The organism is Lentibacter sp. XHP0401 (genome assembly GCF_025751535.1).
Taxonomy (GTDB): Bacteria; Pseudomonadota; Alphaproteobacteria; order Rhodobacterales; family Rhodobacteraceae; genus Lentibacter.
The window spans coordinates 17,116-37,286 of sequence record NZ_JAOWLC010000012.1; the positions used below are offsets into that span (position 1 = coordinate 17,116).

A 20,171-nucleotide genomic window follows, 5' to 3' on the forward strand; every position below is an offset into this window, starting at 1 on the left:
TTGCAAAGCAAATTCGAAAAGAGTTTAGCCCAGCAACCTACGCGCGATGACCTGCGCCTGAATCTCGGCAGCACCCTCGAAGATATTCAGAATCCGCGCATCACAGAGGATCCGGGATATCTGGTATTCCAGCGCAAAGCCGTTGCCACCGTGGATTTGCAGCGCATTGTCCGCCGCCGCCCATGCCACACGCGCGCCCAGAAGCTTGGCCATGCCGGCCTCAAGGTCGCAGCGGCGGTCGTTGTCTTTTTCCCAAGCCGAGAAATAGGTGAGCTGACGCGCCACCATAATCTCAACAGCCATCATCGCGAGCTTGCTTGCCACGCGCGGGAAGTCTATGAGCGCTTTGCCAAATTGCTTGCGATCCTCGGCATATTGCAGCCCTACATCAAGTGCCGATTGTGCCACGCCAATGGCGCGCGCGGCTGTCTGGATGCGCGCAGCCTCGAATGTCTGCATCAATTGCTTGAAGCCTTGGCCTTCGTCCGAGCCAAGCAGGTTTTCGCCCTTCACCTTGAAGGCGTCAAACGCCAGCTCGTATTCTTTCATCCCGCGATAGCCGAGCACTTCGATCTCCCCGCCCGTCATGCCCTCGGTGGGGAAGGGGGCTTCGTCTGTCCCCGGTGTTTTTTCAGCCAGAAACATCGACAAGCCCTTGTGGTCCGTGCTGTCGGGGTTCGTGCGCGCCAGTAGCGTCATCACATGGGTGCGCGCCGCATGGGTGATCCATGTCTTGTTGCCCGTGATCTCGTAATCGCCCTCGGCATTCTTCACTGCGCGGGTGCGCAAGCTGCCAAGGTCCGATCCGGTGTTGGGCTCGGTAAACACCGCTGTCGGCAGAATTTCGGCGCTGGCCAGTTTGGGCAGCCAGTGTTCCTTCTGTGCATCCGTGCCGCCGGCGAGGATAAGTTCTGCCGCAATCTCCGAGCGCGTGCCAAGTGAGCCAACGCCGATGTAGCCGCGCGAAAGCTCTTCCGAGACGACAACCATCGAGGCTTTACTCAACCCGAAGCCGCCAAACTCCTCAGGGATCGTCAGGCCGAACACGCCCATTTCGGCGAGTTCTTCGATCACTTCCATAGGGATCAACTCATCTTTCAAATGCCATTCATGGGCAAAAGGCATAACTTTTTCAACTGCATAGCGGCGAAACTGCTCGCGGATCATCTCGAGTTCTTCCTCAAGACCCGTCTTGCCAAAGGTAATCTCGGCCTTGCCGTCCTGCATCCGCGTCACAAGCGCCAGCCGCGCGGCCTGTGTATTGCCCTTTTCACAAAGCGTCATCACCTCGGGGGTCATCAGCCCGCGCGCATCGTCTTGCGAAAGCCCGATGTCTTGCAGGCGCACAACCTCGCCCTGGTTCATCTGGATGCCGCCGTAAATCTGCCAGAGATACTCTCCAAACGCGATCTGGTGAATGAGCTGTTCCATCTCGCCAAGCTGGCCTTTGGCCTGCAAGCCTTCCGCCCATTTCTGCATCTGGCGCAAGCTTTCAACATATGTCGCAAGCCAGGCAAGCCCGTGCGCCGCCGTCTGGTTGTCTTCCAGCAGTGCTGCTGAAACGCGGCCCTCGGCACTTACTGTCTCGCGCACACGCTTCACAGCCACGTCCAGCAGAGCCTCGGCCGGCTTTACTGCCGCGCCGGTCAGATCAAGCAAATCGGGGAGAAGAGCGTTTTGAGCCATTGGTATATGTCCGTCCATGAGTGAATCAGCCTTTTTATCGGGTTAGCCGTGTCTAGCTATTATGCAGGTGCAGCGCAACATTGCTACGCTGTGGTGCGGCAAAAAGATCAAAAATTGCGCGTGTCATTCGCGTTGTCGCAGCGTAAGAGAGCTGCATGGATGTCTTTTTGTCAGGTCTCACGCCCGCGCTCTTCGCCCTTGCTTTTGCTGTCACATTCCTCGCGGGTGCGGTGAAAGGCATGGTCGGCTTTGCCCTCCCGATGATCATGGTCTCGGGGCTCTCAAGTTTTATCGCGCCCGAACTGGCGCTTGCGGGCCTCATCCTGCCCACAGTGGCCGCAAACGCGATGCAAGCGCTGCGCTATGGCCCGCGTGAAGCCTTTGCCGTGGTCAAGTCGTTCAAGGTGTTCCTTATTGTGGGCGGCGTCATGCTGCTGCTCTCGGCACAGCTTGTCAGTGTCGTGCCCCAACATGTCTTGTTGCTGGTGATAGGCATCACCGTGAGCCTTTTCACCGGACTGCAACTGTTTGGCTGGTCGCCCGGACTGTCCGGCACTTCAAAAGGTGTCGAAGCCCTTTTCGGCTTTGTTGCCGGCAGTATCGGCGGCATCTCCGGAATATGGGGGCCACCCACCGTCATGTATCTTCACGCACTTGACGTGGCCAAGAGGGAATCCCTCTGTATTCAGGGGGTAATCTACGGCCTCGGCGCGGTGCTTCTGATGTTTTCACATGTCAGTTCCGGTGTGCTCAACGCACGCACGCTTCCGTTCTCTGTTGCCATGCTTGTTCCTGCGATGCTCGGCATCTGGCTTGGTTTCAAATTCCACGACAGGATTGATCAGAAAAGCTTCAAGCGGCTCACCCAGATCGTTTTGTTCATTGCTGGCCTCAACCTGTTGCGCCGCGGCTTGATGGGCTGACAAAAGCAAAACGGCGCCCCGCTCAAGAGACGCCGTTTGCAAACCCTGTAGGGCGAGGGCCGAAGCCGCCGTTCGCTTAACCGATAGCCGCGGCTTTCACATCATCGTCGATGTGGGGCATATACTGCTCGAAGTTCTCGGCAAACATCTTGACCAGCTTTTGTGCCTGCGCGTCGTAAGCCGCGCCATCGGCCCATGTGCTGCGTGGGTCCAGCAAGGTTGCATCAACGCCTTTCAGCGTGACGGGCACGTCAAATCCGAAGTTTCCATCCTTGCGGAAGGTCGCCTCATTCAGCGAGCCGTCCAGCGCAGCAGTCAGAAGCGCACGTGTCGCCTTGATCGGCATCCGCGAGCCCGTGCCATAGGAGCCACCTGTCCAGCCTGTGTTCACCAGCCAGCATGTTGCGCCGTGTTTGGCGATTTTTTCGCGCAAGAGGTTGCCGTAGACTTCGGGGCGGCGCGGCATGAACGGTGCGCCAAAGCAGGTCGAGAATGTGGGTTCAGGCTCGACAACGCCGCGCTCTGTGCCCGGTGTCTTTGAGGTGAAGCCCGAGAGAAAGTGATACATCGCCTGCGCAGGTGTGAGCCGCGCGATAGGAGGCAGAACGCCGTATGCATCGCATGTCAGCAGAATGATGTTTTTCGGGTGGCCGCCTGTCGCTGTCTCGGAAGCATTCGAGATATAGTGCAGCGGGTAGGCGCAGCGCATGTTCTCGGTCAGCGAGCTGTCTTCATAATCAAGCTCGAAGGTCTCTTCGTCGAAGACCATGTTTTCGATGACAGTGCCGAACTTGGTTGTCGTCGCAAAAATCTCGGGCTCGGCTTCTGCCGACAGGTTGATGGTTTTAGCGTAGCAACCGCCTTCAAAGTTGAATGTGCCGTTGTTGGACCAGCCGTGCTCGTCATCGCCGATCAGCGTGCGCGCAGGGTCGGCAGACAACGTGGTTTTGCCCGTGCCCGAGAGGCCGAAGAAAATCGCGCTGTCAACGGGGTTGCCCTTGGCGTGGTTGGCCGAGCAATGCATCGGCATGATGCCTTTTTCGGGCAGCAGGTAGTTCAGTAGCGAGAAAACAGACTTCTTGTTTTCGCCCGCATACTCTGTTCCGCCAATCAGGATCAGCTTGCGGTCGAAGTTCATCGCAATAACCGTCTCGCTGCGGCAGTTGTGCTTGGCGGGGTCGGCCTGAAAGCTCGGGCAGTTGATCACGGTGAAATCGGCCAGAAAGCTGTTGAGCGCGTCACGCTCGGGGCGGCGCAGCAGGTGGCGGATAAAGAGGTTGTGCCAGGCAAGCTCTGTCACCATCCGCACGTTAATCGCGTGCTCCGGGTCAGCTCCGCCAACAAGGTCTTGCACATAATAGTCACGGCCCTTCATGTGGGCCAGCATGTCTTCGTAAAGCGCGTCAAAGCCTTCAGGGCTCATCTCGGCGTTGTTTTCCCACCAGATAGTGTCGGCAACCGAGGCTGTTTTCACAACATGTTTGTCTTTTGGCGAGCGGCCCGTAAACTTGCCTGTCTCAACCAGAAATGCTCCGCCTTGTCCGAGTGTGCCTTCACCGTTCTTGATGGCGGCCTGAATGAGCGCAGGTTCCATCAGGTTGTAGTAAACAGCGCCCAGCCCTGTGATACCTTGATCCTCGAGGGTGAATTTGAGGTTTACGCGTCCTGATGACATGTGAAATGCTCCTTGGCCTGTTTTGGCAATTCTTGTTGATGGGCCAACGCAGCGGCGCGGCCGGACTTGGACTGCTCATAACATGACGCTTTTGTGTCGCAACAGGCGCAACGCCGCAGTTAGCGCAATCAACACGAGGTTAGCGCAACCACAGGCAGTATCTTGCCCGCATTGTCGCAGCCCGAAACAGAAAGTGAGGCAATTTAGCCATTTCTCAGGACTTTGTGAGGCAAAATCGACTCATAAGGCCAACTGATTCGCTTCAAGGGATTGATCAGTCCTTCAAAAAAGGCAATGGTGAGTGAAAAAACTAGGCAGTAAGAGCAGTATAAGGAACAATAAAATGTCCAAAATCGCCCTTGTGGACGATGACAGGAATATTCTGACATCCGTAGCAATGTGCCTTGAAGCCGAAGGTTTTGAGGTCGAAACCTATCACGACGGTCAACAGGCACTCGACGCTTTTAACAAAAAGCTCCCCGATATGGCCGTGCTCGACATCAAGATGCCCCGTATGGACGGCATGGATCTGTTGCAGCGCTTGCGTCAGAAAACAACAATGCCCGTCATCTTCCTCACGTCGAAAGATGATGAGATCGACGAGGTGCTTGGTCTGCGTATGGGCGCTGACGATTATGTCAAAAAGCCCTTCTCGCAGCGCCTGCTGGTCGAGCGTATCCGCGCGCTTCTGCGCCGCCAGGATGCCATCGCGGGCGAGACAATTCCCGAAACAGAAGAAACCAAGGTCATGGACCGCGGCGATCTCAAGATGGACCCTCTGCGTCACGCCGTTGCCTGGAAAGGCAAGGATGTGTCTCTCACAGTGACAGAGTTCTTGCTTCTGCAAGCCCTCGCACAGCGTCCGGGCTTTGTAAAAAGCCGTGATCAGCTGATGGATGTTGCTTACGATGACCAAGTTTATGTCGATGATCGTACGATCGACAGCCACATCAAGCGCCTGCGTAAGAAAATGCGCTCGGTTGATGATACATTCTCGGCAATTGAGACCCTGTATGGCATCGGCTACAGATATAACGAAGAATAGGCTGGCGAAGACTAAAGCCAGTGAAGATCAAGTAAGCCTAGAAGGGCGGGGCCAAGAGGATGGCGGTGCGAAACAGAGCACCTGAGCGCAACGGTGATGTTGTTCTGGGCGACGATTTTGTCGCCCCGCACAGCACTGTTGATGAGAATATCCGCGCACGCCGTGAGCGTCGCGGCTTTTTCTCGTTGCGTCGCTCTCCGCTGGCCCGCAAAATCATTACATTCAATCTCATCGCCATGTCGCTCCTGTTGGCGGGTATCCTTTATCTCAACTCCTCGCGTGACGGTCTGGCGCTGCAACGGGCCAAAGCCCTGATCAGTGAGGCCGAACTGATTGCTGATGTGATCGAGGCGCAAATGCCCAAGGGCGCGCCCGTCAATCTGGCCACTGCCGATGGCATCGACCCCGCGACAGCCCTTGAGGGGCTTGATCTGCGCGAAGGTCTTGAGGTTCTGCTGTTTGACCGCGCCGAAACGCTCGTTGCACGCACTGAAGGCCGCGGGCTCAGTGCCGATCTCAGGGGCGTGAATGACCGCCAGCAAAAGACCTATCTCACCGACGGGCTCAATGCGCTTTGGTCCTTCATCTCGATCCCTTTTGGCGGCAATGACAAATCCAACCCGCCCTCGCTCGAAAAACAGGCCCGTGAAATTGTGGTTGCGGCCATGGGCGGGCGTTCGCAAATCAACAATGCAATCGACTTGGGCGGCAGTTTCACCGTGGCGACCCCCGTGCGGCAGGGAGAAGATGTGGTCGGGGTTGTCGTTCTTGCCTCCACCTCAGGCGAGATCGACTATTTCGTGCGCCTCGAACGGGAGCAGGTGCTGCAAATGTTTCTTGTCGGGGTGATCATCTCGATCGGTCTCAGCCTCGTTCTCGCCTCCACAATCGCCAATCCCCTGAGCGATCTGGCCGCCTCCGCCGAGCTTGGTCGCGACCGCGACAGCCGCAATGTCGCGCCGGGCCGTATTCGCATCCCCGATCTCACAGCCCGCCCCGATGAAATAGGGCGTCTCTCGGGCGCTCTGCGCGGCATGGTCTCCGCCCTTTATGACCGCATAGATGCGAACGAACAGTTCGCTGCAGACGTCGCCCACGAGATCAAAAATCCGCTGGCCTCCCTGCGCTCGGCCGTCGGCACGCTCCGTGTCGCCAAGCGCGATGACCAGCGTGAAAAACTCCTCAGTGTGATCGACCATGATGTGCGCCGCCTTGACCGCCTCGTCAGTGATATCTCCAATGCCTCACGGCTTGATTCAGAGCTTGTCAAAGAAGAGCAGGAAGAGTTCGACCTCTTGAAAATGCTGGATAATATCTGTCAGTTCCTCGGCGAAGATGCCAAGTCCAAGGGCATCGACTTTATCTCTGATCTGCCCAATAATCCGATCGTCCTCGCAGGCCTCGAAGCCCGCGTGGCACAGGTGTTTGTCAACCTGATCACAAACGCGATTTCTTTCTGTGAAGATGGCGATGCCATCCGCGTTTGGGCGCGTCAGCGTGAAAACCGTGTGCTCGTCGTGGTCGAAGACACCGGCCCCGGTATCCCCGAAGAAGCGCTCACCAAAATCTTCAAGCGCTTCTATTCCGAGCGCCCCGAGCAACAATTCGGCAATAACTCTGGCCTCGGCCTCGCCATTTCCAAGCAGATCGTCGAAGCTCATGATGGTGTCATCTGGGCCGAAAACATCCGCCCCACAGATGCCGACATCACCTCCGAGCCGCTCGGCGCGCGTTTCGTCGTCGGCCTTCCGGTTTAGTCTGGCGTGGCCACTCCTGCCGCGCCCCCCTTTCAAATTGTTCATGGCTCTGCGGTGGCCATTGCAGGCCGAGCCGTTCTTATCACGGGCGCATCCGGCAGCGGCAAATCCGGCCTCGCGCTTCAACTCCTCGCGTTGGGGGCAGAGCTTCTCGCCGATGACCGTACACAGCTCACCAGAGCGGGTGACAAAATCATCGCTTCAGCCCCCGAGGCCATTCAGGGCCAGATAGAAGCGCGCTTTGTCGGTATTCTGAAAGCACCGCCCGCTGCGCCTGCCCCTATTGCCCTTATTGTTAATATGGATACGATCGAGACAGAACGCTTGCCCCCGTGGCGCACTTCAGAGCTGATGGGGCTTACGTTTCCCTGTGTTCACAAAACCGAGGGGTACCATTTCCCCGCCGCGATTTTGCAATATGTTAATACGGGGCGGCTGGCCTGAGAGCGGCTGTCGTTAGAAAGGCCCGGAATGGAAAAGGTGCACAAACAACTTATTCTCGTCACCGGCCCCTCGGGTGCCGGCCGCAGCACGGCCATCAACGCGCTCGAAGATCTGGGCTATGAAGCGATTGATAACCTGCCGCTTAGCCTGATGGGGCGGCTTCTCGATGGTCCGCCGCTCTCGCGCCCGCTTGCCCTTGGCCTCGATGTGCGCAACCGTGACTTTTCTGCCAGCGCCCTTCTGGAGGCGCTCGAAGAAGCCATCTCTGTTCACGGTTTCAATGCCGAGCTGCTCTACCTCGACTGCTCCGAAGATGTCCTGCTGCGTCGTTACTCCGAAACCCGCCGCCGTCATCCGCTCGCACCAAACGATGATCCCGCAGTCGGCATCTCCCGCGAACAGGATCTGCTCGCCTCCGTGCGCACCCGTGCCGACACGCTGATCAACACAGCTGATTTTTCCCCGCATGAACTGCGCGCCGAGCTTGGCCGCCTGTTTGGCAGCGAAGAGGGGTCACGTCTGTCCGTTGCGATCCAGTCATTCTCTTACAAACGCGGCCTGCCGCGCGGCGCCAATATGGTTTTTGATACGCGTTTTCTGCGCAATCCGCATTGGGATGAAGCCCTGCGCAGCGGGGATGGTCGCGACGAAGCCGTTCAAGCCTATGTTGCTGCTGACGAACGCTTCGAGGGCTTCTTCAACCGTGTCAAAGATATCTCGCTTGATTTGCTGCCCGCCTACAAGGAAGAAGGCAAAATTCACTTTGCGATTGCCTTCGGCTGCACTGGCGGGCGTCACCGTTCGGTTACCCTAGCGGAAAGGTTGGCAAAAGCCCTTGCAGAAGAGGGCTGGCAGGTGTCTATAAGGCACCGCGAATTGGAGCGCACAAACAGTGGTGCCCCCACAGGTGCATCCATGGGCGAAACCTTGCCACAAGAGGGCCAAAAAACGTGATCGGGATTGTGATTGTTGCACATGGCGGTTTGGCGCAAGAATATCTTGCCGCGGTCGAGCATGTTGTCGGCCGCCAGCAAGGTGTCCGCGCGGTGACAATCGAGGCCGATTGTGACCGCTCCGCCAAAGAAGCCGAAATCTGCAGCGCAGCAAACACTGTCGATCAGGGGGGAGGCGTTGTCGTCGTCACCGATATGTTCGGCGGTTCGCCCTCAAACCTCTCGCTCATGGCCTGCCGCTGCGACAATCGTCGCATCCTTTATGGAGCAAACCTGCCCATGCTCGTTAAACTGGCAAAATCGCGCCATATGTCCGTGCCCGATGCTGTGCGTCTGGCTCTTGATGCGGGCCGCAAATACATAGACAGCCAACAGATTACATAAAGCTCACATATAAAAAGGGAGCGCGTCGATGTCGGGGACACATCAGAAGCGACTGGAAATTATCAACGAAAAGGGCCTTCACGCCCGCGCTTCTGCCAAACTGGTCGAAGTGGTCGAGGGCTTTGATGCCCGCGCCGAAGTGTCAAAAGACGGTATGAGCGCCAGTGGTGACAGCATCATGGGACTTTTGATGTTGGCAGCGGCGCGCGGAAGCTCTATTGACATCGAGACTTCAGGCCCCGATGCCGAAGCTCTGGCGCAGGCGCTGGAAGCTTTGGTGGCGGACAGGTTCGGAGAGGATATGTAAGCGCGCGAGCGCTTTCGCAAGCCGGGACACACGAGTGGTAGAGCACACGCAAAACAAACCGATTGTGACAGAAGAGGGCGTCGTAACCAATACCTACGACCGCCGTTCGCTCACCTATGCCAACTCGTTTGACAGCCCCGCCAAGTCGCTTGTCATCAAAACGATCGAGTGGTTCACAGGCAAGCTGACAATTCTGCGCCTCGTGCGCAAGTTCGAGCGTCAGGGCCCGCCCACAGGGCAAGCCTTCTGGCCCGCTGTGCTCAAGGTTATGGGCATCGAGCTCAAAACCCCGCAATACCAGCTTGATCGCATCCCGCAGGACGGCCCTGTCGTTGTTGTTGCCAATCACCCGCACGGGCTTGTCGACGGGATGATATTTGCCGATCTCGTGGGCCGTGTGCGCAATGATTACCGCATCCTCACCCGCGCGCTGCTCACCGGTATTGACGAGGCTGCGACCGAATACATGATCCCTGTGCCGTTCCCTTATGAGGACGATGCGCAGAAGAAATTCGTCGAGATGCGCGCAAAGGCCATGGCCCACCTCAAGCAAGGCGGCCTCGTCGCGCTTTTCCCTTCGGGCGTTGTGGCCTCTTCCGATACAGCCTTTGGCCCTGTCATCGAGCGCGAGTGGAATGTCTTCACAGCCCAGATGATCCGCCGCTCCGGCGCGCGCGTGGTTCCGATCTTCTACCCCGGCTCCAATTCACGCCTCTATCAGATCGCCAACCGCATCTCCGCCACCCTGCGCCAAGGGCTGCTGCTGCACGAGGTCGTGCACAGCTGCAACAAAAACCAGGCGCCCATTGTTGGTGAGCCGCTGACCGATGAACAAATGCAACTGCTTGAGAAAGACCCCCGTGGCTTCATGAGCTGGCTGCGCGAGCACACGCTGTCTCTGAAAGACTAATCACAAAGACGAACCCGTAACGAAAAAGGCCCGCCAGATCAGCGGGCCTTCTCTAATTCTGCGTCAGACGAGCTTACAGCTTTTCGATCAGCTCGGGCACAGCCGTGAACAAATCCGCCACAAGGCCATAATCCGCAACTTGGAAAATAGGCGCTTCTTCGTCCTTGTTGATCGCAACGATGATCTTGCTGTCTTTCATGCCCGCAAGGTGCTGGATTGCACCGGAGATGCCGACAGCAACATAAAGATCAGGCGCAACAACCTTGCCGGTTTGGCCAACTTGCCAGTCGTTCGGCGCATAGCCGCTGTCAACAGCCGCGCGTGACGCGCCAACAGCCGCACCAAGCTTGTCTGCAAGCTGCTCGATGAGTTTGAAGTCGTCTTCCGAGCCAACGCCACGGCCACCCGAGACAACCACACCCGCTGATGTAAGTTCGGGGCGGTCGCTTGCGGCAACCTTGTCTTCAACCCATGATGACAGGCCGGGGTTATCAACCGCCGAGATGGTCTCGACAGAGGCCGAGCCGCCTTCAGGCGCTGCATCGAATGTCGATGTGCGGAAGGTGACAACTTTCTTGGCGTCCGATGACTTTACAGTCTGGATCGCGTTGCCTGCATAGATAGGCCGCTCGAATGTGTCGCCGTCCACAACGCCTGAGGCGTCAGAGATGACCATAACATCAAGCAAAGCCGCCACACGGGGCATCACGTTTTTGGCGTCTGTCGTGGCAGGGGCCACGATATGCTCGTAATCGCCCGCAAGCGAGACGATCAGCGCCGCTGTCGGCTCTGCAAGGCGGTGGCCGAGGGACGCATCTTCAGCGACGAGAACTTTGCTCACACCGTCGATCTTTGCTGCGGCTTCACCAGCGGCTGCGGCCGAAGCCCCACACGCCAGAACCGTTACATCTCCGAGTTGCTTGGCTGCTGTCACGGCCTTGGCCGTTGCGTCCATGGCAAGCTCGCCATTGTTTACTTCTGCGAGAAGAAGAACCGACATTACACTGCCCCCGCTTCTTTGAGTTTCGCCACAAGCTCGTCAACCGAGCCAACAATTTCACCCGCTTTGCGCGCTTCCGGCTCCGTTGTGGAGACAATCGCAAGGCGCGGGCTTACATCAACGCCGTAGTCAGCGGCTGTCTTTTCATCCAGCGGCTTTTTCTTGGCTTTCATGATGTTCGGCAAGGAAGCATAGCGCGGCTCGTTGAGACGCAAATCAACAGTGATGATGGCAGGCATCGTCACATTAATTGTTTGCAAACCGCCATCGACTTCGCGTGTCACAACGGCTTTGTCACCGTCGATATCAAGCTCGGAAGCGAATGTGCCCTGTGACCAGCCAAGAAGGGCCGAAAGCATCTGGCCTGTCGCGTTCATGTCGTTATCGATCGCCTGTTTGCCGGCAAGAACAATACCTGGCTGCTCTTCTTCCACAACTTTCGCGAGGATTTTGGCAACAGCGAGGGGTTCGATGTCCTGGTGCACATCATCTGTGGCAACCACAAGAATGGCACGATCCGCGCCCATGGCAAGAGCGGTGCGCAGGGTTTCCTGCGCCTGTTTCACACCGATAGACACGGCGATCACTTCTTCGGCTTTGCCCGCTTCCTTGAGGCGAATGGCCTCTTCTACGGCAATCTCGTCGAAAGGGTTCATCGACATTTTTACGTTGGCAAGATCAACACCCGATCCGTCCGCTTTGACGCGCACTTTCACGTTGTAGTCGATGACGCGTTTGACAGGCACAAGCACCTTCATTGGCTCTCACTCCTTTAAGGTTTCGTTTGGCCGCTCGCGCGACTCCTGATTGTTCCTCGGCCTGAATATCGCCTCAGACCATGGCGTAACAGAGCAAAATCGTCATCTTTTGTCTCAGGGACGCCGCGTCAGACCGTTTTGGAGGCCGATCTTTGCAAAAATGTTGCGAAGCGGGGTTTTGGGCAGGCCGCTTTCAGCGGTTCGCGCCCGGAACCCAAAGCACATCACTTGTGCCGTCGTCATTGGCAATCCGCGCCGCAACAAAAAACCAGTCGCTCAAGCGGTTGAGATACTTCACCGCCCATTCGTTTACCTCTTCAGCCTCGGCCAGCTCGGTGGCCTTGCGTTCGGCGCGGCGCGAGACCGTGCGGCAGACATGCAGATGCGCGGCAAGGGCAGAACCACCGGGCAGAATAAAGCTGCGCAACGGTGTCAGCTTGGCGTTCATCACATCAATCTCTTGCTCAAGCCGCGTGGTTTGTTCCTCGATCATCCGCAAAGGCGCATATTCTGCCTCGCCGTCTTTTGAGGGCTCGGGGCGGCACATATCAGCCCCCAGGTCGAACAAGTCGTTCTGGATCCGCGCCAAGGCGGCGTCAGTTTCCCCTGTTGCCGCCAGACGCGCAACGCCGATGAACGAATTAAGCTCGTCAGACGTGCCGTAAGCGGCCACGCGCGCAGAGTGCTTCGCCACGCGCGCGCCATTGCCGAGCGCTGTATCGCCCTTGTCACCCGTGCGGGTGTATATCTTGTTGAGAACAACCATGTATTCAGCCTCCCGAGCGCATCCAGACAAAGAACAGGATCAGCGCCACAGCAATAAACTGCGCTCCGATCCGCCAGCGCATAATGCGATTGGCATGTTTGCGGTTAAAATCGCCTCCCTTGGCAAATCCGCCAACGCCGATCATCAGAATGATCAAAACAGCAACGCAAGCCAGAGCGGCAATGATAAAAAGTGGATCTTTGGCCATGATAAGCCTCCCTTGTTTGGGCGTTCTTACCGTCTAGCGATTTTTGCACAAATTGCGAGGGCAAATCTGGCGCACGGGTCAAACTGCCGCTAGGTTCGCGCAATGAAACATGCTCCTGGCCCACGCGCGGGCGACAACACTGTGCTCGCAATTCTGCTGTGCCTTTTGGCGCTCTTGTTCTTTGATCTTATGGGGCTGGTCATCAAGCATCTCTCGCCGCGCTACTCGGCCGCCGAGCTTTCGGCCTATCGCAATGTCTTCGGGCTGGTTCCAAGCTTCATCGCGCTTTATGCCTCTGCTGCCTGGCGCGCGGCAGGGCGGCGCTTTGCCATCCGTCAATGGAAGCTTGGCCTGTTTCGCGGGCTGCTCATCTCTTTTGCGCAGCTCATGTTTTATGGCTCGCTGGCCTTCATGCCCTTTGCCACGGCCTCCACTCTCTCTTACGCCTCGGCCATTTTTGCCTGCGCGCTGGCGTGGCCGCTTCTGGGCGAGCGGGTCGGCCCCTTGCGCTGGCTTGCCGTTGGCATCGGCTTTGCGGGGGTCGTTTTTGTCATCGGCCCCAGCAGCGAGGCCTTCGGTTGGGCCGCGCTGATGCCGCTGGGCGCCGCCGCTCTTTATGCGACCACGGCCATCACCGCGCGTCTGTTTGATGACGATGTGGTCACTCCGCTGGTCAATGTGTATTCGGCCGGTTGCGCCTTGGTTGGTTCGGTTATTCTGGCGCTTTTTTGGGGCGGCTTCAGCCCCTTGCAAAGCTGGACAGATCTGGCGTGGATCGCGCTGATGGGGGGCTTTGGCGGGGTGGCTGTTCTGCTCTATGTCATGGCCTACCGTATGACCGAGCAGAGCAATCTTGCCCCCTTCAGCTACTTCGGCATCCCCATGGCTTTTGTGCTCGGCTGGGCGTTTTATGACGAAGCACCTTGGGGCGATCTCTTCCCGGGGGCGCTGCTCATCGCGGCGGGCGGGCTGTTTATCGTCTGGCGCGAGCGCCGCCTCAGCCTTTCGCGATCAGCCAGTCAAGCACGCGGGTTGGCAACAGCCGACGCGCCGCTGCCATCAGATAAGTCGGTGTCGTGACAAAATACCTCGGTTTGGGCCGCGCGCTTTCCAGCGCATGAACGAGCTTTTTTGTCACCGCCGACGCGGGTAGCTCAAAGCGGTCGGGCCCGCGCGCCTCGTAGAGCCGCGCAAGCAGGCTCTCTTCATATTGCGCACGCCGAGGGGAAGCTTTCCAGTCAACATAGCGCTCGAATGGCGGGATCGAGTTTTTGCGGATGTCCGAAGTGATAGGCCCGGGCTCCACCGTAATAATGTGCAAAGGCGTGTCGCGCATCTCGATGCGCAGCGTGTCGGTTAGGCCTTCCAGCGCAAACTTGGTGCTCGAGTAAGCCCCGCGCCAGCGCATTGGCACAAGCCCCAGCACGGAGGAGCAGTTGATAATCCGCCCGTGCCCCTGCGCGCGCATCACAGGGATGATCTTGCAGGTCAGCTCGTGAACACCAAACAGGTTGGTCTCGTAAATCTCGCGCAAGCCCTCCCGGGGCAAGTCTTCCACAGCCCCAGGCATGGCAAAGGCGCCGTTGTTGTAAAGCGCATCCAGCGTGCCGCCCGTGCGAGACAAAACCTCGGCAACCGCCGCATTGATGCTCTCGCTTGATGCGTAATCAAGCTGGAAGCTCTCCAGCCCTTCACTGCGCAAGCGCTCGCAATCTTGCGCCTTGCGGCAGGTCGCAAACACCCGCCAGCCACGCGCCGCAAGCCCGTGCGCGGCGTCATATCCAAGGCCTGAAGAACAGCCGGTGATCATAATTGTTTTGCTCATGTCGCCCGCTTACGTGGCGCTCCGGCGCAAGGCAAGGCTCAGTTGGATGCCGTCAAAAGGAAGTCGGCCATATAGCCGATCCGCCCTGTTTCCTGCACTTGCAGTTTCACCCACCCGTTCTCTTCCGAGATCACGCGCACCTCTGTGCCGCGTGTCAGGCTGCCAACCGCGTTGTAATCCGTGCCTGGCCCGCCGCGCAGATTTACACGGCTGCCCGTCACTTCGCGAATATCGTCGCCTGTCGCTTCGGCGGGCTCTGAAACGGCGACCTTTGTCAGCGCTCCGGCTTTCGCAAGGTCCACAGGCGGGCTGATCAGCGTAGCCACACCTGGCTTGAGCTCGGGCAACGCAGCGCCGCCTGCCGAGGCCAGAACAACCGTTTCGTCGCCGCCTGTCAGTGTGTCGCTTGCCTTGGTCATAACTGGCGCGGGCGCTACGGCCTCGGGCTTGGCTTGGGCAAGCGCGATCCGTTTTTGCTCTTTGGCAATTGCGCGCTCGGCGGCCAAAGCCTGCCGCGATCCATCGCTCGGCGCATAGTCTGATCCACCGCTTAACTCGTAAAAAGCAAAAAACAAAAATCCGAACGTAACGATGATGAAACGCGACATACCGCAAACCCCCTAAGCGAAATATTGCCAACCCATGTCACCAGCCTACACGATTCGCGACATTAAAAGGGGAGAAACTCCTAAGGTTTTTCCCCACTTTGTAAAATTGCCACGTGAAGCTTCATTTTTGGGATTCAATCCGCCCGCGAAAGTCTCTAAAGAAGCAGTATGAGCGATTTGCTGGATGATGAAGACAAGCCCGAGGCGGAGCACCTCGAGCCGTTGCGCCGCGCCCTTGGCGAGCGCTATCTCACCTATGCGCTCTCCACGATCATGCACCGCGCGCTCCCTGATGCCCGTGATGGCCTGAAGCCCGTTCACCGCCGTATCCTTTACGCGATGAGCCGTCTGCGGCTCACCTCGACAGGCGGTTTCCTCAAGTCTGCCAAGATTTCGGGCGACACGATGGGCGATTTCCACCCCCACGGTGACGCCGCGATTTACGATGCCATGGCCCGCCTCGCACAAGATTTCAACGTGCGTTATCCGCTCGTTGACGGGCAAGGCAACTTCGGCAACATCGACGGCGATAACCCTGCCGCCGCCCGTTACACCGAAGCGCGGATGACCATCGTCGCCGAATCCATGCTCGAAGGGCTGGCGGAAAACGCTGTTGATTTCAGGCCCAACTATGATGGCCGGCTCGAAGAGCCGGCGGTGCTCCCGGCCACCTTCCCGAACCTGCTCGCCAACGGCTCCACAGGCATCGCAGTGGGCATGGCAACAAACATCCCGCCGCATAATATTGCCGAGCTGGTCGATGCTTGCCTACACCTCATCAAAACCCCCGATTCCCGCGATGATACGCTGCTCAATTTTGTTCCCGGCCCCGACTTTCCCACAGGCGGGGTGATCGTCGAGCCGCGCGAAAACATTGCGCAGGCTTACCGCACAGGGCGTGGCTCCTTCCGTTTGCGCTCCAAGTGGGAGGTCGAAGACCTTGGCCGCGGCCAGTGGCAGATTGTCATCACCGAAATTCCCTATCAGGTCCAGAAGTCCAAGCTGATCGAGAAGATCGCCGAACTGATCCAGCTCAAGAAAATCCCGATTCTCGCCGATGTGCGCGACGAGTCCGCCGAAGATATCCGCCTTGTGCTGGAGCCGCGCTCAAAGAATGTCGAACCTGACGTGTTGATGAACATGATGTTCCGCAACTCCGATCTCGAGACACGCTTCAGCCTCAACATGAACGTGCTGATCGACGGCGTAACGCCCAAGGTCTGCTCCATGAAAGAGGTGCTCCGCGCCTTCCTTGATTTCCGCCGCGAAGTTCTGATCCGCCGCTCGACGCACCGTATGGAGAAGATCGACGCGCGCCTCGAAGTGCTCGAAGGCTTCATCATCGCCTTTCTCAACCTCGACCGCGTGATTGATATCATCCGCTACGATGAAGAGCCCAAGGCCGCGCTCATGCGCGAAGACTGGGGCCAGACTTTTGTGCGCGCCACTGACGAGCGCGATTATGTTTCGCCCAAGGCGGGCACTGATGAGGGCCTCACCGAGGCACAAGCCGATGCGATTCTCAACATGCGCCTGCGCAGCTTGCGCAAGCTCGAAGAGATGGAGCTTGTGGCCGAGCGCGACAAGCTGATGGAAGAACGCGCTGGGCTCGAAGACCTGCTCGAAAGCGAAGACATGCAATGGTCCGCGATTTCCGATCAGCTCAAAGCTGCCAAGAAAACCTTTGGCAAAGATTACGAAGGCGGCGCGCGCCGCACGCTCTTTGCAGAGGCGGGCGAAGTTGAAGAGGTGCCGCTCGAAGCGATGATCGACAAAGAGCCGATCACCGTTGTCTGCTCCAAAATGGGCTGGATCCGCGCCATGTCGGGCCACATTGATCTCACCCGCGAACTCAAGTTCAAAGACGGCGATGAAGCCCGCTTCGCCTTCCACGCCGAAACAACCGACAAGATCGTCCTCATGGGCTCCAACGGGCGCTTCTATACGCTTGGCGCCGTCAACCTCCCCGGCGGGCGCGGCATGGGCGAGCCCCTGCGCCTGATGGTCGATCTGCCCAACGAGGCCGAAATCGTCTCGCTCTTCGTGCATGAAAAGGGCCGCAAACTTATCGTCGCAAGCTCCGAGGGCAACGGCTTTGTTGTCCCTGAAGAAGAGGTCATAGCGCAGACCAAATCCGGCAAGCAGGTGCTCAATGTCAAAGACGCCCGCGCGATGATCTGCAAGCCGCTCACAGGCGATCATGTCGCCATCGTCAGCCAGAACGGCAAGTTCCTTGTCTTCCCCGTCGCCGAACTGCCCGAGCTTGGCCGCGGTAAGGGCGTGCGCCTGCAAAAGTATAACATGGCCCGCGGCAAACAAGGCGCGCTCGAGCTGGATGGTGGTCTGTCGGATCTCACCACATTTGCTTGGGAAGAGGGCCTCAGCTGGGCCATGGGTGGCGGCAAAACCCGCACAGAAACCGACTTGTCCGATTGGCTCGGCAAGCGGGCAGGGGTGGGCAAGCGCCCGCCCTACGGCTTCCCGCGCAATATGAAATTTGACTGAGCTGCCTGTAATCTCTTGAATCGCGCCGCATTGTCGCAGAAAACGCAAAGTAAGCGGCAGACATAAAGAGCCGCGCTTTTTGGACAGTCAAGGATTTCACAATGAGTTCTCCAAACGATATTCAAGGCCAGTATCGCGGCACACGCGGCGAGCTTTTTCCGCTCGCCATCGGCGTGGCGCTGCTCACCCTCGTTACTTTCGGCATTTACCGCTTCTGGGGCAAAACCCGTATCCGCAAATACATCTGGTCTTCCACAGTGGGAGATGGTGACGCTTTCGAATACACGGGCACGGGGCTTGAAAAGTTCCTTGGCTTCCTCGTCGCCATCGTGGCTCTGGCAATCTACCTTGGCATTGTGCAGATGTTGCTGTTCTTCGCGGGTCTCAACTACAGCTTTGATCCCGATACGCCTCAGGGCATGCTCGCACTCACCGGTATCCTCTACCTTAACATTTTCGCACTCGTGCCGCTGGTCTTTTATGCCATGTATCGTGCGCGCCGTTACAAAATGGCCCGCACGCGCTGGCGGGGTGTGCGCTTCGGCATGGAAAAAGGCGCATGGGGCTTCTCGGCCCGGTCCATCGGTTATGGCCTCCTGACAGTCCTGACCCTTGGCGCACTCTTCCCGCTCGCCAATTTCAAGCTCGAAAAATACATGGCCGATCGCAGCTACTTCGGCGATGCCCGCTTTGAGCAAAACGGCAAATGGACAGCGCTCTACGGCGCGGCCAAACATCTCTTTATCGGTCTCGCCGTGCTTGTCGGCGGTGTCGCCATAGGCGGGGCATCGCAGTCCGAAAGCCTTATGGGCATAGCAGGGGCTGTCGGCTACATCTGGCTCATGGTCGGCTTCGTCTACTATCGCGTGCACGCCTTCCGCTACATGGCGGCCAACCGCACATTGGGCGGCGAAATCACTTTCACAGCCACGCCCACAACAGGCGAAGTCATCAAAATCTACATCATCGGCACGCTCGTCATGGGCGCCGTGATCGCTGTTTTTGCCGCTATTGGCGGCGCGCTTTTTGCCGCAATGATGAGTATGGCCCCGATGGGCAACATCGGCTTGGTCGGGGTGTTTGCCGTTGTGCTCTATGTCATCGTTCTGGTGCTCCTCGGCGCCATGGCTCTGGTTTTCATCACCCAGCCCACGATTGCGCATTTCATCACAACCTTCACAGTGCACAACGCCGATGCGCTCAACGATATCCGGCAGCGCGCGTCCGAAACAGGCGTCGATGCCGAAGGCTTCGCCGATGCGCTCGATATCGGCGGCGCAATCTGATGCTGGAAGCGGATGGCAGCTTTTTTGACGGCTCATCCGCCGCCAAACATAAAGTCACCCTGCGCCTTGATGAGGCGCGGGGGATCCTCACCTTCGATGGTGAGGCTCTCGAGCAGCCCGAAGAATGGCCGCTCCCCGAGTTGCGCCTGCTGCGCGACCAGCCCGAAGGCGGCTGGCTCACCTTCGCACTGCACATTGAGGGCGAAGATGAAACCATGCATCACGAGGCCCGTCTTTCCTGCCGCGACGGCGCGATGAACGCAGCCTTGCGTCACGCCGCGCCGAACCTCACCCGCCGCGATATCCACAAAGGCACAGGCCTGCGGGTTCTCACCAAAATCAGCATCGCCGTTGTCGCCATTCTGGCGATGATCTTCGTCATCCTGCCGGCTATGGCCACAAGCCTCGCCTACATCATGCCGCGTGAACGCGAAGTGCAGTTCGGCCGCGCCGTGATCAACCAGATGCACTGGTTCCTCGCGGGCGATTTCGAGACAGACCTGACCTGCACCAACGAAGCGGGTCTGGCTGCTCTCGCCAAAATGCAGAGCCGCCTCACCGAGGGGCCGGATATGGAATATGACCTTGATATCAAAGTCTTGGATCATGAAATGGTCAACGCCTTCGCGGCCCCGGGCGGGCAGATCGTCATCGTCCGTGGCCTGCTCGACAAGGCCACAAGCGCCGATGCCGTCGCAGGGGTGCTCGCGCACGAGATCGGCCATGTCGAAAACCGCGATGCAACCATCGGGGCGCTCCGTTCGGCCGGCTCGGCTGGCTTGCTCTCTATGGTTCTGGGTGATTTTTCGGGCGGCACGCTGGCGGTGATCGTGGCAGAACACCTTATCTCGACAAGCTATACCCGCGAGGCCGAAATCAGAGCCGATGATTTCGCCCTTGATGCGCTTCACGAAGCCGACGTCAGCAGTGAAGGCCTTGCCACTTTCTTTGATTACATCCTTGAGCAGGAAGGCGAGGGGCCCGCCGTGCCCGCTTACCTCAACACCCACCCGCCGTCAAAGGCGCGCGCGGGTAAGTCCCGCGCCCATGCCGCCACACAGCCGGATACCTCCTCGGTGCTGAGCGAGGCCGAATGGGCCGATCTCAAATCCATCTGCGACTGACCCGACA

The 20,171-nt window shown here is 58.2% G+C and carries 20 protein-coding genes; 12 read left to right on the plus strand and 8 right to left on the minus strand.

Annotation, left to right across the window (positions count from 1 at the left end; genetic code table 11):
• Nucleotides 1-24: 24 nt before the first annotated feature.
• Nucleotides 25-1,686 carry an acyl-CoA dehydrogenase family protein gene (locus OE750_RS14760; RefSeq protein ID WP_263765065.1) on the minus strand — a complete coding sequence of 554 codons (1,662 nt, stop codon included), beginning with the start codon at nucleotides 1,684-1,686 and terminating at the stop codon, nucleotides 25-27.
• A 155-nt stretch (nucleotides 1,687-1,841) separates the two neighbouring features.
• Here OE750_RS14760 and OE750_RS14765 point away from each other — a divergent pair, with 155 nt between their 5' ends.
• Nucleotides 1,842-2,609 (plus strand): sulfite exporter TauE/SafE family protein, encoded by a 768-nt coding sequence (locus OE750_RS14765; protein WP_263765066.1) that lies wholly within the window; start codon nucleotides 1,842-1,844, stop codon nucleotides 2,607-2,609.
• A 76-nt stretch (nucleotides 2,610-2,685) separates the two neighbouring features.
• On the opposite strand, the gene OE750_RS14770 is transcribed toward OE750_RS14765, so the two are convergent.
• A complete protein-coding gene (locus OE750_RS14770; protein ID WP_263765068.1) occupies nucleotides 2,686-4,284 on the minus strand; it encodes a phosphoenolpyruvate carboxykinase in 1,599 nt (532 codons plus the stop codon).
• A gap of 343 nt (nucleotides 4,285-4,627) precedes the next feature.
• Here OE750_RS14770 and OE750_RS14775 point away from each other — a divergent pair, with 343 nt between their 5' ends.
• Genes OE750_RS14775 through OE750_RS14805 form a run of 7 tightly spaced genes read left to right on the plus strand, consistent with a single transcriptional unit; the run spans nucleotide 4,628 to nucleotide 10,084 of the window.
• Nucleotides 4,628-5,329 carry a response regulator transcription factor gene (locus OE750_RS14775; protein ID WP_263765070.1) on the plus strand — a complete coding sequence of 234 codons (702 nt, stop codon included), beginning with the start codon at nucleotides 4,628-4,630 and terminating at the stop codon, nucleotides 5,327-5,329.
• Between the two features lie 59 nt (nucleotides 5,330-5,388).
• Nucleotides 5,389-7,086: a sensor histidine kinase gene (locus OE750_RS14780; protein WP_263765072.1), complete on the plus strand. Its 1,698-nt coding sequence runs from the start codon at nucleotides 5,389-5,391 to the stop codon at nucleotides 7,084-7,086.
• 6 nt (nucleotides 7,087-7,092) lie between these two features.
• Nucleotides 7,093-7,530: an HPr kinase/phosphorylase gene (locus OE750_RS14785; protein WP_263765073.1), complete on the plus strand. Its 438-nt coding sequence runs from the start codon at nucleotides 7,093-7,095 to the stop codon at nucleotides 7,528-7,530.
• Between the two features lie 27 nt (nucleotides 7,531-7,557).
• On the plus strand, nucleotides 7,558-8,484 hold the full coding sequence (gene rapZ, locus OE750_RS14790) for an RNase adapter RapZ (protein ID WP_263765075.1): 927 nt from the start codon (nucleotides 7,558-7,560) through the stop codon (nucleotides 8,482-8,484).
• On the plus strand, nucleotides 8,481-8,867 hold the full coding sequence (locus tag OE750_RS14795) for a PTS sugar transporter subunit IIA (protein ID WP_263765076.1): 387 nt from the start codon (nucleotides 8,481-8,483) through the stop codon (nucleotides 8,865-8,867). The genes rapZ and OE750_RS14795 overlap by 4 nt, the downstream gene beginning before the upstream one ends.
• Nucleotides 8,868-8,895: 28 nt before the next feature.
• Nucleotides 8,896-9,174 carry an HPr family phosphocarrier protein gene (locus tag OE750_RS14800; RefSeq protein WP_263765077.1) on the plus strand — a complete coding sequence of 93 codons (279 nt, stop codon included), beginning with the start codon at nucleotides 8,896-8,898 and terminating at the stop codon, nucleotides 9,172-9,174.
• 34 nt (nucleotides 9,175-9,208) lie between these two features.
• Nucleotides 9,209-10,084 carry a lysophospholipid acyltransferase family protein gene (locus OE750_RS14805; RefSeq protein WP_263765079.1) on the plus strand — a complete coding sequence of 292 codons (876 nt, stop codon included), beginning with the start codon at nucleotides 9,209-9,211 and terminating at the stop codon, nucleotides 10,082-10,084.
• A gap of 73 nt (nucleotides 10,085-10,157) precedes the next feature.
• On the opposite strand, the gene OE750_RS14810 is transcribed toward OE750_RS14805, so the two are convergent.
• The 4 genes from OE750_RS14810 to OE750_RS14825 all read right to left on the minus strand — a co-directional run bounded on the left by OE750_RS14810 (nucleotide 10,158) and on the right by OE750_RS14825 (nucleotide 12,816).
• Nucleotides 10,158-11,084, minus strand: a complete 927-nt coding sequence (locus OE750_RS14810) for an electron transfer flavoprotein subunit alpha/FixB family protein (RefSeq protein ID WP_263765081.1) — start codon at nucleotides 11,082-11,084, stop codon at nucleotides 10,158-10,160.
• Nucleotides 11,084-11,842, minus strand: a complete 759-nt coding sequence (locus tag OE750_RS14815) for an electron transfer flavoprotein subunit beta/FixA family protein (RefSeq protein ID WP_263765082.1) — start codon at nucleotides 11,840-11,842, stop codon at nucleotides 11,084-11,086. Before OE750_RS14815 ends, OE750_RS14810 begins: the two co-directional genes overlap by 1 nt.
• A gap of 193 nt (nucleotides 11,843-12,035) precedes the next feature.
• Nucleotides 12,036-12,608, minus strand: a complete 573-nt coding sequence (locus OE750_RS14820) for a cob(I)yrinic acid a,c-diamide adenosyltransferase (protein ID WP_263765083.1) — start codon at nucleotides 12,606-12,608, stop codon at nucleotides 12,036-12,038.
• A 4-nt stretch (nucleotides 12,609-12,612) separates the two neighbouring features.
• Nucleotides 12,613-12,816 carry a twin transmembrane helix small protein gene (locus tag OE750_RS14825; protein ID WP_263765084.1) on the minus strand — a complete coding sequence of 68 codons (204 nt, stop codon included), beginning with the start codon at nucleotides 12,814-12,816 and terminating at the stop codon, nucleotides 12,613-12,615.
• A 102-nt stretch (nucleotides 12,817-12,918) separates the two neighbouring features.
• On the opposite strand from OE750_RS14825, the gene OE750_RS14830 reads away from it, so the two are divergent.
• The gene (locus tag OE750_RS14830) at nucleotides 12,919-13,896 is read left to right on the plus strand and encodes a DMT family transporter (protein WP_263765085.1); all 978 of its coding nucleotides are present in this window, start codon (nucleotides 12,919-12,921) and stop codon (nucleotides 13,894-13,896) included.
• On the opposite strand, the gene OE750_RS14835 is transcribed toward OE750_RS14830, so the two are convergent.
• Together OE750_RS14835 and OE750_RS14840 are read right to left on the minus strand one after the other, a co-directional pair.
• A complete protein-coding gene (locus OE750_RS14835; RefSeq protein ID WP_263765087.1) occupies nucleotides 13,814-14,641 on the minus strand; it encodes an SDR family NAD(P)-dependent oxidoreductase in 828 nt (275 codons plus the stop codon). The two genes, OE750_RS14830 and OE750_RS14835, sit on opposite strands and share 83 nt — an antisense overlap.
• 38 nt (nucleotides 14,642-14,679) lie before the next feature.
• Nucleotides 14,680-15,249: an SH3 domain-containing protein gene (locus tag OE750_RS14840; RefSeq protein WP_263765089.1), complete on the minus strand. Its 570-nt coding sequence runs from the start codon at nucleotides 15,247-15,249 to the stop codon at nucleotides 14,680-14,682.
• Between the two features lie 168 nt (nucleotides 15,250-15,417).
• On the opposite strand from OE750_RS14840, the gene parC reads away from it, so the two are divergent.
• From parC to OE750_RS14855, 3 genes are all read left to right on the plus strand, one after another.
• Entirely contained in the window at nucleotides 15,418-17,754 is a 2,337-nt protein-coding gene (gene parC / locus OE750_RS14845; protein ID WP_263765091.1) for a DNA topoisomerase IV subunit A, read from the plus strand.
• 101 nt (nucleotides 17,755-17,855) lie between these two features.
• Nucleotides 17,856-19,040 (plus strand): YjgN family protein, encoded by a 1,185-nt coding sequence (locus OE750_RS14850; RefSeq protein ID WP_263765093.1) that lies wholly within the window; start codon nucleotides 17,856-17,858, stop codon nucleotides 19,038-19,040.
• Nucleotides 19,040-20,164: a M48 family metallopeptidase gene (locus OE750_RS14855; RefSeq protein WP_263765095.1), complete on the plus strand. Its 1,125-nt coding sequence runs from the start codon at nucleotides 19,040-19,042 to the stop codon at nucleotides 20,162-20,164. Before OE750_RS14850 ends, OE750_RS14855 begins: the two co-directional genes overlap by 1 nt.
• Nucleotides 20,165-20,171: the final 7 nt, after the last annotated feature.